Source organism: Pedobacter aquatilis, from assembly GCF_030409415.1.
Taxonomy (GTDB): Bacteria; Bacteroidota; Bacteroidia; order Sphingobacteriales; family Sphingobacteriaceae; genus Pedobacter; species Pedobacter aquatilis.
The window spans coordinates 16532-29458 of the sequence record NZ_JAUFPW010000015.1; the positions used below are offsets into that span (position 1 = coordinate 16532).

Annotated in this window: 10 protein-coding genes; 3 read left to right on the top strand and 7 right to left on the bottom strand. The window is 35.4% G+C overall.

The window, feature by feature from the left end; translation table 11 throughout:
- Window positions 1-522 precede the first annotated feature (522 nt).
- From QWY86_RS08715 to QWY86_RS08730, 4 genes are all read right to left on the bottom strand, one after another.
- The gene (locus tag QWY86_RS08715; RefSeq protein WP_290240961.1) at window positions 523-912 is read right to left on the bottom strand and encodes an EamA family transporter; all 390 of its coding nucleotides are present in this window, start codon (window positions 910-912) and stop codon (window positions 523-525) included.
- Entirely contained in the window at window positions 902-1396 is a 495-nt protein-coding gene (locus QWY86_RS08720) for an EamA family transporter (protein ID WP_290240964.1), read from the bottom strand. Before QWY86_RS08720 ends, QWY86_RS08715 begins: the two co-directional genes overlap by 11 nt.
- A gap of 279 nt (window positions 1397-1675) precedes the next feature.
- Window positions 1676-4336, bottom strand: coding sequence for a glycoside hydrolase family 78 protein (locus tag QWY86_RS08725; protein WP_290240966.1), 2661 nt, complete (start codon window positions 4334-4336; stop codon window positions 1676-1678).
- A gap of 88 nt (window positions 4337-4424) precedes the next feature.
- Window positions 4425-5552 (bottom strand): clostripain-related cysteine peptidase, encoded by a 1128-nt coding sequence (locus QWY86_RS08730; protein WP_290240969.1) that lies wholly within the window; start codon window positions 5550-5552, stop codon window positions 4425-4427.
- 514 nt (window positions 5553-6066) lie between these two features.
- On the opposite strand from QWY86_RS08730, the gene QWY86_RS08735 reads away from it, so the two are divergent.
- The 3 genes from QWY86_RS08735 (at window position 6067) to ettA (ending at window position 10995) form a co-directional block, all read left to right on the top strand.
- Window positions 6067-7716: a fimbrillin family protein gene (locus QWY86_RS08735; protein ID WP_290240970.1), complete on the top strand. Its 1650-nt coding sequence runs from the start codon at window positions 6067-6069 to the stop codon at window positions 7714-7716.
- Window positions 7717-7742: 26 nt separating this feature from the next.
- Entirely contained in the window at window positions 7743-9170 is a 1428-nt protein-coding gene (locus tag QWY86_RS08740; protein ID WP_290240972.1) for a fimbrillin family protein, read from the top strand.
- A 145-nt stretch (window positions 9171-9315) separates the two neighbouring features.
- On the top strand, window positions 9316-10995 hold the full coding sequence (ettA, locus tag QWY86_RS08745) for an energy-dependent translational throttle protein EttA (protein ID WP_290240973.1): 1680 nt from the start codon (window positions 9316-9318) through the stop codon (window positions 10993-10995).
- 44 nt (window positions 10996-11039) lie between these two features.
- On the opposite strand, the gene QWY86_RS08750 is transcribed toward ettA, so the two are convergent.
- The 3 genes from QWY86_RS08750 to QWY86_RS08760 form a co-directional block, all read right to left on the bottom strand.
- Entirely contained in the window at window positions 11040-11423 is a 384-nt protein-coding gene (locus tag QWY86_RS08750; RefSeq protein ID WP_290240975.1) for a hypothetical protein, read from the bottom strand.
- 20 nt (window positions 11424-11443) lie between these two features.
- On the bottom strand, window positions 11444-11791 hold the full coding sequence (locus QWY86_RS08755; RefSeq protein WP_290240977.1) for a hypothetical protein: 348 nt from the start codon (window positions 11789-11791) through the stop codon (window positions 11444-11446).
- A 399-nt stretch (window positions 11792-12190) separates the two neighbouring features.
- Complete coding sequence (locus QWY86_RS08760; RefSeq protein WP_290240979.1) at window positions 12191-12895, bottom strand: GDSL-type esterase/lipase family protein; 705 nt, start codon at window positions 12893-12895, stop codon at window positions 12191-12193.
- Window positions 12896-12927: the final 32 nt, after the last annotated feature.

The window sequence follows — 12927 nt, forward strand, 5'->3', positions numbered from 1 at the left end:
TCAACAATTGCGCCATACAAGTTGATAAAACCATGTATGAGCTTCCATACCAAAAAATTGTGGCAGCCCATTAGTCAAATCAATTAGCAATTATGTAAATAAATCTGATTAACAAACTGTTTTTGCAGGCTTTAAAAGGAAAAAAATGTCAATTCCCTTAGATTAATTCATTTTGTCGGTTTATTGTAAAGGATTTTCAGCGATTATTTTACTGACAAATTGTAGCATTATGCTTATGCAATTTACAAATTTTGACAGAAATATAAAAGCAACCTGACATCATTTAACACATAAACTAAATTGCTGCAAACAAAAAATATAGGTTGTGTAACTATTATACGAAAATAACCCTGCTACGGTTGTTTTTGTTTTAGAAAAGCAGTGATATTACTGCTATAAAAGTCAGTCCCGCTAAAGCTGCAATCTTTTAAAAACTTCAAACCTGCAACATGAAAGAAGTTGCTGCAATTTTTAAAAGGATTTTTGCTATATCAGGTTTAGATGGCACTGCTTGTCAAAATATTAACACTCAGCCACCGAGTGCGCTTGCTTTTTTGCAGTTAATGTTGCACCTCCACTTGCTATAACTACCAAAACAACTGCAAGCCACTCGTAAAGGGAAAGGTACTCATGCAAAAATATCAAACCGGATAACGCAGCCGCAGCCGGTTCTAAGCTCATTAAAATACTGAAAGTTTTGGCCGGAATTTTCCTCAGCGCATTCATTTCTAAAGTAAATGGTATTGCACTTGATAATAAGGCTAGCGCTAAACCAGAAAGTAAAAATGCGGGGGTAACCTTCTCAATTAACCCATCGAAAAGCGCAACAGGTAAAACCAATGCCGATGCAAAAAGCATCCCAATAGTTACCGCTTTTCCTCCATCCATTATTTTTGAAATCTTACCACCCATTACAATATAGCCAGCCCAAAATGCACCAGCCAGTAAGGCAAGGAAAGCGCCCAATTAAATCAACTCCACTTCCACTCCAAGGTGCAATAAGTGCTATTCCTGCTCCTGCCAAAATCACCCATAAAAAATCTAAAATTCTTTTAGAGCCTGCAATTGCTAAAACCAATGGTCCAATAAATTCAAGCGTTACGCCTAAACCCAGCGGTATTCTGGAAATTGCAAAATAAAATATCAGGTTCATGGCGCCCAAGGTTAAGCCATATAAGGAAACGGCCTTCCATTGGGCGTTAGTTAAATTTTTTAAACTTGGCCGATTATAAATAAATAAAATTATTGCCGATAAAACGATTCTTAATGCAGAGGTAGATGCAGGACCCAAAACCGGAAAAATTCCCTTTGCTATAGCTGCACCACCTTGTACACTGATTATGGATAGTAACACTGCCGGAACCGGAGGTAGCGAGAAGGAAGCTTTATTTTTCATTAAAAAAGGATATTTCTGCAAAAGTACTGTTTAGCTTTTCAGAATTGCATGCGGCACACAAAAATTAACAATGTTCTATCTTAACTAAAATATATAATTATATTTGAGTAAATATAATTATATGCTACTACTTGCTGCTCCGCTTTATTTTGTTGCCTTTATAGGATGGTTAATATATTCTGCTTATATCAAAAAGAATATTAAACAAAACATGCAAATGGTTTATGCTGGTTCCTTTTTTTGCGTAATATGGATTGCAATAATCGCCCTGTCTTTCAGTTAATTGATAATACCTTTAAACTTTGATGTAAAACTATAATTCCCTGAGCCTACCCTTTCTTTTTTGTCGCTTCCAGGCATTGTAATTATTGCGCTCGTGTTTAGGGGAACTGTTACCTCTAAATTAAATATGCCATTAGAAATTTTCCATGAGGATTTTATTTTACCATAAACGGTTTCCAGTTCTCCAGTAGCACTTGTTAATTTACCACCAGGTTTTGGAGCAACCTCAAAAATCTTATATCCAGGGTATTCTTCAATTAAATTTATGCCGACAATATTTTTATACATCCAATCGCCGATTGCCCCATAAGCGTAGTGATTAAAAGAATTCATATCTGCGGTTTGGAAAGTGCCATCTTGCTTTAACCCATCCCATCTTTCCCAAATTGTAGTTGCACCCATTTTAACCGGGTAAAGCCATGATGGATAAGTTTCTTGTAAAAGCAAATTATAGGATACATCCTGATAACCAAATCTGCTCAATACATGACATAAATATGGAGTGCCTAAAAATCCAGTTGTTAGATGATTTCCATAACTTTTAATATTATCAACCAAACGCTTTGCTGCCTGTTGACGAAGATTTTCTGGAAGCATATCAAACTGTAATGCTAAAACATAAGCGGTTTGGGTATTAGAAACCAGCTTTCCTGTTGGTGTCATATATTCTTGCACATAGGCATTTTTAACTTTACCCAAAAGTTCAGTATATTTTTTTACTGCTTCTGTTTTACCCAAAACCTTTGAAGTATTAATTAAAAGCTGAACTGAATTTGCATAAAAGGTTTGGGCAATCATGTATTTATCCGTAACCGCAGCTCGTCCATCGTTATCATCATTCGGACGGTAAAAAAGCCAGTCGCCAAAGTGAGAGCCGCTATTCCATAAATTATCCTTTGATTGGCTCGTGATATAATCTACCCATTTTTGCATGCTTTGATATTGTGTTTCAAGGATGTTCTTATCTCCATAAGACGAATACATAGTCCATGGAATAATTGTTGCGGCATCAGCCCAACCCGCAGAACCCGCATCTCTTTCGTTGAGCACATTTGGTATAACATATGGTACACTCCCATTTGGAAGTTGGTCTGCACTGACATCTTTTAGCCATTTTGTAAAGAAAGCAGAAACATCCATATTATAAGCTGCTGTGTTTGCAAAAGCTTGCGCATCGCCCGTCCAGCCCAAACGTTCATCTCGCTGAGGACAATCGGTAGGAACATCAACAAAATTTCCTTTTTGGCCCCACTCTATGTTATGTTGTAATTGGTTTAGCAAGGGATTTGAAGTGGTGAATTTCCCGGTCGACTGCATATTGGAGTAAACTGCAATAGCTGTAAAATTTTCAGGCTTTAATTCGCCCGGATATCCATCTACTTTAACATATCTAAACCCTTGAAAACTAAAATGCGGCTCAAAGGTTTCAACACCATCACCTTTAAGTATATAGTTATTCTGTTGTTTTGCAGACCGAAGATTAGTTGTATAGAAGTTGCCATTTTTATCTAAAACTTCGGCATGGCTCAAGGTAATTTTAGTTCCAGAATTGCCTTGAGCCACCATCTTTACCCATCCTACCATATTTTGTCCAAAATCTATAACAGTTTCGCCAAGTGGTGTTTTAAAAATTTTTAATGCTTTAAATTCCTCGTGTTTAGAAACAGTTGGGCCACTCATACCAATTAATTTTTCTGTGCCTTGCTCAATTATACGTACAGGTTTCCAGCCATCAGATTCTTTAAAATTAACATTGTCCCATCCCGATAATTCTTTTCGGGCATCGTAAGTTTCACCATCATAAATACTCGAAGCCAATATTGGTCCGTTTACACTTTTCCAGCTATCGTCGCTAATAATTGTTTCACTGGTTCCGTCAGTATATTCAACCTCAATTTGTAAAAGCAACGCTCTGGTATCGCCATAAAATCTACTCTGGTTTGAGAAACCAATTCTTCCTTTATACCAGCCATCGCCTAAGGTAACAGCAACAACATTTTGCCCTTTTTTTAAAGTTTTACCAATCGGATATACCTGATATTGAATGTGCTTTTTGTAACTGGTCCAACCCGGAGTAAAGTAATCGTTGCTAATTCTTGCGCCATTTAAATTTGCCAGATACAATCCTTTTGCTGTTATATAAGCAGTTGCAGATTTTACATCCTTTGTGAGCATAAATTCTTTACGCAATAGCGGACTTATCGATGATGTGTCCTTTCCCTCAACAGTTATCCATTTCGCCAGCCAATCTTCAGGTTTCAATCCGGTTTGAAAATGTTTTATTGCAGACCAAGCTGAAGTATTTCCGTGATTATCCTTAATACGTACTTGCCAATAGTATTTTGTTTTAGATTTAAGGTTTTGACCAGCATATCGAACAAAGGCAGATTGATCGCTTTTATTAGACTGCTGCCATATTATATTTTTAAATGAAGATGTATTTGAAATACGAATTTCGTAATTGCGCTGTAGTGTATTTTTTATGCTAGAATTGATTTTCCAACTAAAGCCTGGTTTAGGGTTATCAATACTCAAAGGATTATCCAACATATCAACTGTTAAATCATAAGTAGATAATTTTTGCCCGAAAGATTGGCTAAAAGTTAGCACTAAACTGATATACAGAATACATGAAATGAATTTGAAGTAGTGGCTCATAATTACATGAATGATTTACATTGCAAAATATTAATAATATCGCTAAATCACTATTTATTAATCACCTACATTATTGAAACAAGCACAATTAATCAAACAAAATATTAAAACCACTGGCATTATACCATTGCAATTTTTTATAATATGTTAGGTTTACATCTCCAGCAAAAGGAATATAATTAGTTAAACCAGAAAACTTTTTGATGGGAACGCCGATAAAATTAGAGGTAGAAGCCTTATATAATATGGTTTTGCTAAGCTGAGCATTTATTGAAGTTAAATCTGTGGGATTAAAATTATGTTGTAGAAAATCTCCAAAATCATAAGTAGCTACTGGAAAATTATATGTGAAATCCAATCGCTGAATATTTTCGCTCAGGAACTTGTCACCATACTTTTTGGATTTCGTCATTAGCGATTTCATTTCGGCAGCTAAAGAAACTAGCTCACTTGTTTTAATTAAAACTACTGTTGCCGATTGTCTGTCATCCTGATAAGCATTATAATAATCATAGTAAGCTTTGGCAACATTGGGCAATTGGTCTGACGTTTTGAAAAGCAAGGATGTTATATTTTGATAGGGAAAACTTTCGGCAATGGTTTCGGCAGGAGAAGCAATGATGTACTTCGCTTTATCTTTAAACTCATATAACACCTCTACTCCACCCATAGAACAAGCATCAAAAATTATAAATTCGAGGTTATTGGGTAGCGCATTCTTCAAATCAATAATATCGATTTCCTTTCCCGTATCTCTTCCGAAGGATTTGGTTTTGATTCCGGTGCTTGCTGGTGCCCAAGCCGTAGCATGCGACCATAATACCAATCCGTAACTTTCTGCCGGATATTCTTGTTGCGCATACTTAACTACATCCTTCAAAAACTCAGCATCTGATGCCGGGCTGTTCTCAAATGTTTTTACGGTATCGCTAACAATTTTATTTGCATCATTATCAAACTTAATTTTCAAAAGGTAAGAACGCACACTACTGGTTTTAATGTAAACCAATAAAGCACCATCCAAATCTGCCGCTCCTTTTTCCATCATGTTGATGCTGTTTAAAGCATCGTACCTTAAATCGTTGTTAGCCTCCATATAAACCAAAACCATCTTCTTTACAACCTGCTTGTCTGGCACAACATCGACAGTTTTTTTACATGAAAAATGTAGTAATATAAATGCTACTAAGAGCAGCGATTTTAAAACAGAACGCATTGCCAAATTTGATTTTTATGTTGATTTACTTCGTCAAAAATACTTATAAAATAGATTGTTGTTAACCATTCCTAAATGTGGTACATCGTAAACATCACCTCAAGCTAAAATCACTTTGCCTTAATTCACAACTTACAGGTCTGTGAACCAAATCAGGTAACACATCATCCAAAACCGCAATAAAACTGATAATCAAAAAGTTAAAAACAAAAGCTAACTGAATATTAAATTTCATGGCTGATATTCCATCTGAAACCAGCAAAAACGTTTACAAAAAATCATATTAATTAAGTGTTATGCTTTAATTTTTATTTACGGAAATGTTAACATAAGCTTTTCTTTCGCTTAATCAACAGCGTACATTTTAGCCCTTTCTTTGTAGAGAAATTTAATCAAATCACTCGAACCGCTCGCAAAATATAACAAATCCGTAAAATAAATAAGACGTTTTACAAATAATTCTGCCGAAAGAATTTCTCCTCCAAAACAAATTTTAAAACAATAAATATTTAGTATGAAAATTAAAAATTTACAAATTACTTCAATGGCTATGCTTGTACTTTTGGGCGCTTCGTGTCGAAAAGATAATACACCGGAAGTTGGCAATGAAAGCCGTACAGCTGTACAGTTTTCATCATCAATTAATGGGCAAATAAAAACGAAAGCATTTGATAACAGCTGGAGCGCAAATGATGCAATTGGTGTGTTTATGAAAACCGGTAATGGTTTAACAAACATTCTTGCAGATAATAAATCGTATTTAACTACTGGCGATGGAGCCTTTAAACCAACTGCTGCAGATCAAACCATTTATTATCCTGAAGATGGTAAAGCTGTAGACTTTATTGCTTACTATCCTTACAAGCAAACGCTTGCTTCGAATAGCTACCCGGTTGATGTTAACAATCAAAGTAACCAGCCAGCCATCGATTTATTGTATGCAAACAATGCAACTGGTTTAAGCAAAACAAGTACAAATGCAAATCTTGTTTTTGCTCACCAATTATCAAAAATTGAAATCAATGTTAAAAATGGTACAGGCGTAGTAGATTTGAATGGTTTATCAACCAACATTGATGGTGTTAAAACTATTGCTGCTTTCAATTTAGCTACCGGAACATTAGGCACAAGTACTCAGGTTGCAAATGTATTAGCAAGAACCAGTGTAAAAAATGGTGTAACTGTATCAGAAGCTATCCTTTTACCAACAACTGATGAAACTGCAACGAAAGTAATTTTTACTTTGGGCACTAAAACTTTCACTTGGGCTTTACCTGCGGGAACTAAGTTTGAGCAAGGTAAAAAATACAGCTACGAGATTGAGTTAAAAGGCGAAGGCATTGGTACTCCTGGTGTTGCTGTATCTTTAAAAGCAATCATCACCAACTGGAATGATGTTCCATCTGGAAACTACAGCTTAGATCAGGAAACGGTTATCGTAACGCCGCCAACAATGTCTGGTTACATGGAAATGCCTCTAATTAATACTGATGAAAACACAGTATTTGTTTCTCATGATTTTCCGGGCAGAACTGGTGTTAGAAACTATGCAATGCTTTACGATAAGAAATATAAAATGGCTTATTGGGTAGCTTATCCGCTACATGCCTCTTATATCGGTAGCTCTGGCCGTAGTGATGCCTGGGCATTTGATCCAAAAATCCCGCAAAGCGGACAAGTTGATTTAAGCAGTTCTTTCGGTAATGGTTATGATAGAGGTCATCAAATTCCAAGCGGCGATCGTACAGCCACAAGAGATTTAAATGCCACTACATTCTATTATTCAAACATGAGTGCTCAGGTTTCATCAATGAACCAAGGCATCTGGAATAATTTAGAGCAACAAGTTAGAACCTGGACTGCACAAAGTGATACACTTTACGTAGTAACCGGTGCAGAAATTAAAACTGCAACTGACGCAAACATTACTTATTCTAAAGGTTCTGCAATTCCTAAATATTACTACAAAGCTTTAGCGATGAAAAAAGGTAATACTTACTATACAATTGGTTTCAGAATCAACAACCAAGTAATCCCATCAGGAAATAACTACAACACTTACCGTGTAAGCGTTAGCGATTTAGAAAAAGAAACGGGATACACTTTCTTCCCTAAACTTTCTAGCGAAGTGAAATCAACAATTGATAATACCATCTGGAAATAAATTAAACCGAAATACTATTTAAAAAAATGAGAAATCAGAACATTTTATTCGCAACAGCAATTTCGCTGTTTGTATTGAGCAGCTCTTGCAAAAAAGAAACTACACCAGAAGTACCAGGCCAAAATGGCAATGCGGTTAAGTTTTCATCATCAATTAATGGCCAAATTAAAACTAAAGCTGTTAACGATACTTGGGAAACCAGTGATGCAATTGGTGTATTTATGAAAACCGGCACTGGTTTAACAAATGCTACAGCTACAAATAAAAACTATAACACAACAGGTGATGGCGAATTTAAACCATCAACTACAGACCAAACAATTTTTTACCCTACTGATGGCAGTACAGTAGATTTTGTTGCTTACTATCCGTTTAAATCATCTATTCCTGGAAATATTTATTCAGTTGATGTAACAAACCAAAGCAGCCAAAGCGCAATAGATTTATTGTACGCTAACAATGCAACTGGATTAAGCAAAACCAGCACAACTGCAAATCTTGTATTTACTCACCAATTATCTAAAGTTGAGTTCACGGTAAAAAACGGAACTGGTGTTGCTAACTTAACTGATTTAACTGTTGCTTTAGCTGGTTTAAACACAAAAGCAAACTTCGATTTAGCGACTGGTATTTTATCTGGTGCTTCTCAAGTTGTTGATGTACCTGCAAAAACTTCAGCAAAAACTGGCTCAGTATTAGCTGAAGCGATTGTTGTTCCAACAGCTGATGCTAGTGGTAAAGTAGTAACGTTCTCACTTCCGGCAGGAAAATTCAAATTAACATTACCAGTAGGAAGTAAATTTGAGCAAGGTAAAAAATACACTTATGAGGTTGAACTTAAAAACAGCCCTACAAATGAGCCGGTTGCAGTTGCTTTAACAGCTGTAATTACAAACTGGAATAACGTTCCATCTGGTTCATATACTGTAGATCAGGATAAAGAAGTTGTAACACCGCCATCTGAGCAAGTGCTTTACACAGAAACTTTTGGTGTAGGTGCTGCAAGTGCAAGACCAAAAATCAGTGCATATTCTGGTTGGGCTAACCCTTCTTTCACTTTCAGTGATAGCTACGGTGCTACAGATTTAAGAACAATCAGTGCTTTCCCTGATAACATCCATGCTTGGTTACCTGCTGCTAAAGATGCTTCTTTAAAAATCGAAAACATCGCAGTTACTGGTTTTACCAAATTGAAACTTAAATATGATTTAGCACCAAACGCTTCATCTGCAAGTTCTTCTTCAGATTTTAACGTAATTACGGTTAAAGTAAATGGCGTAGCGGTAACTGTTCCAAGTCGCCCGGTGGGTTTTGCTGATAACAACAAATTCTCTACTATTGAGTTGAGCAATATCCCTGCACAAGCGGTTAATACTATCGAATTCTTCGGCGCTTCAACTGCAAATAATTTAGGTATGCGTTTAGATAACGTTGTAATTATTGGTGTAAACTAATTCAATAATCATCCTTATTGAAAAAGGTGTGTTCTTAATTGGAACGCACCTTTTTTGTTGTTTATTCTTGTCGGGTGTTTTAAATAAGAAATTCCTTTTAATCTATCTTTCATTTTAAGCATCTTTGCAGCATATACTATTAATTATGTCTGACGAAAAAATCATATTTTCAATGGCTGGTGTAAATAAGATTTACCCACCACAAAAACAGGTTTTAAAAAATATCTACTTATCATTTTTTTACGGAGCAAAAATCGGTGTTATCGGTTTAAATGGTTCTGGTAAATCATCCTTACTAAAAATTATTGCTGGTTTAGATAAATCATATCAGGGAGAAGTTGTGTTTTCGCCAGGATATTCTGTAGGTTATTTAGCCCAAGAGCCAATATTAGATCCTGAAAAAACAGTTCGGGAAGTTGTTGAAGAAGGTGTTGCAGAAGTTACGGCTATTTTAAAAGAGTACGAAGAAGTTAACGAAGCATTTGGTTTAGAAGAAAACTATTCTGACCCTGATGCAATGGACAAACTAATGACCAGACAAGGCGAGCTTCAAGATAAAATTGATGCATTAGGTGCCTGGGAAATTGATTCGAAACTGGAAAGAGCAATGGATGCTTTACGTTGCCCTGACCCGGAAACCAAAATTGGTGTACTTTCTGGTGGTGAGCGCCGCCGTGTAGCGATGTGCCGATTGCTTTTACAACATCCTGATGTTTTATTATTGGATGAGCCAACCAACCACTTGGATGCCGAAAGTATCGATTGGTTAGAGCAATTTTTACAGAATTACGAAGGAACCGTTATTGCAGTAACCCACGATAGATATTTCTTAGATAACGTTGCCGGATGGATTTTAGAATTAGATCGCGGTGAAGGTATTCCATGGAAAGGAAATTATAGTAGTTGGTTAGATCAGAAAGCTAAGCGCTTGTCTCAAGAAGAAAAAACGGAGAGCAAACGTCAGAAAACTTTGGAGCGTGAATTGGAATGGGTGCGCATGGCTCCAAAAGCCCGCCACGCAAAATCTAAAGCTCGTTTGGCAAATTACGATAAACTGGCATCAGAAGATGGAAGAGAAAGAGAAGACAAATTAGAACTTTTCATTCCTGCCGGACCAAGATTGGGTAATGTCGTAATTGAGGCAACAAATGTAACAAAAGCTTATGGTGATAAAGTTCTGTTTGACAACTTAAACTTTTCACTTCCGCCTGCCGGAATTGTAGGAATTATTGGGCCAAATGGTGCTGGTAAAACAACACTCTTCCGTTTAATTACCGGACAAGAAGAAGCAGATAACGGAACTTTCCGTGTTGGTGAAACAGTAGAATTGGGTTATGTAGACCAAATGCATAATGATTTGGATGCTGATAAAACCGTTTACGAAAACATTACCGATGGATTGGATAATATTCAATTGGGCAATAAAGCTGTAAACGGACGTGCTTATGTGTCAAAATTTAACTTTAATGGTGGCGACCAGCAGAAAAAAGTTGGCATTTTATCGGGTGGTGAGCGTAATCGTGTTCATTTGGCAATTACATTAAAGAAAGGTGCAAACGTACTTTTACTGGATGAGCCAACGAATGATATTGACGTAAATACATTACGTGCGTTAGAAGAGGCCTTGGAAAACTTTGGTGGTTGCGCAGTAGTTATTAGTCACGATAGATGGTTTTTAGATAGAATATGTACGCACATTCTTGCTTTCGAAGGAAATTCTGAAGTTTATTTCTTCGAAGGAAATTATTCTGATTACGAAGAAAACAGAAAGAAACGTTTGGGTGATGTTACGCCAAAACGAATTAGATATAAAACACTTGATTAAAAAAAACTCCCGATTTTCATCGGGAGTTTTTTTTAATGGTTATCTTAAGCAACTGGTGCAATTACTGGTTTGGTATGCTCGCTTGCTTTTCGTTTTCCTCTAAAGAAAAAATATAAATTGAAGAAAAGCATTATACCTAGATAAATTGAAAACCCTCCTATTTTAGAGCTTAGTGCTTCAATTAAAGTTTGATAGTTATTTTCATATGCCGTAATTTTCATAATTAATAAGGCAAAACCCAGGTTTAATAAGTAAAAACCCGTTTCAAAAAGTTTATTTGTTGCATTTGCGATTACTTCTCTACCCTTAAAAATATCTAGCATATAAACTTTACTATTCCTGAAAAGCGTTTTTGAAACGTAAAAGGTTAAAAAAAGTGCTGTTGGTAAATAAACTGCGTAGCCGATTAAAATTTTGGTTGTTTCCATTATGAAAGGTTTAAAAACTGTTATTTAATTAATTTATTGATATTAGTTGTAAGCACGAAAATATTTAAATAGTGAAGTATGGAAAGTATGCAAACAATGGTTGCAACTTTAATTGATAAAACTTCAATTAGCTGAAGTCCTGATTTTACCTCTTCCCAGCCGATAAGTGTTATTGCGCAATAGCCAATGTTTACCAGGTAATATGCAACCAGCAAGGCTTTATTAATCTGCTGGCACATATCCAAATGTTCGGGAATTAGCTCGGCTACAAAAATATTTCCATTTCTATAGCAGATTTTCCCTACAAAAACTATAATCAAAACAATAATTATGATGAAAATAAAATAGCCTGTGATATTATAATTCATAACATTAAGATTGCTTATAAAACTTTCAGAAAAAAATGAAACAATTAGTCAAATTTTTTAATCGATTAAAATGCTGCTGTAGTTATTTTTTCTGGTAGTATCAATTTCATGATGTAAAAATAAATATTAGTTATAGAACTTTCAAATATTATTGAAAATATATTTTGAAATAAAAAATATATTTTAAAATTTAATACTAATGATTTATTATAGAACTATATTTTGAAAGGTCGTCATTCCGATGAAAATGGGAATCTTAAGAAGATAGAAAAGACATGAAATATTGCCTTAAAGGCATTAGGATGCCCAGTCAAGCTGAGCATGACGAAAACGGCAAATTTAATTGTTATAGCTTCCGGGAGTTTTATTGCAAGACAGCCTTATTTCTTTTTGTGCGACTTAATAACCTATTGTTTTCCTTATTGCTTCATTTGTTACAACTTCCATTACTTTGTAACCTGCCAAATTTGGATGAACACCATCAGTTGTATATTCTGCTTTTTGCCCATTTCTTTCATCAACCAAAGGCGTAAAATAATCCAAAACAGTTAAATGCTCTTTTTTTGCATATGCAACAATTTCTTCATTTAAGGAAATAATTTGGGCAGCTACATTTTTTAAGTTTTTATTCCAGGGATATTCATAAACCGGCAAATACTTACAGACAATCACTTTAATATTGTGTTTTCTGGCCAATTCCGTCATGGTTTTCACGTTATCCAAAATGGTTTTATTAGAAACATGTCCTTTGTTACCAGCCAAATCATTGCTTCCGGCCAATATAATTACGGCTTTTGGTTTTAGGTTGATAACATCTTGCCTGAATCTAATTAGCAGTTGAGGTGAAATTTGGCCGCTAATTCCTCTATCGACATAGGCATTTTTACTAAAGTATTCGGGGTCTTTTTGCTTCCAAAATTCAAAAATAGAGCTGCCTAAAAAAACAACTCGCTTCTCTCCTTTTTTTGGTAAACCTATAGAATCATTTTCTTTTTGATATTTGCTTAGTCTTGCCCAATCATCAGAAAAATCTTCTTTTGCAGTTTGAGCCATTGAAATATTTGCGCCAATAAGTAGCAGGAATAGGGATAATTTTATTTTCATTAAAGATGATTTATTTCGAATTGCTTCAACAA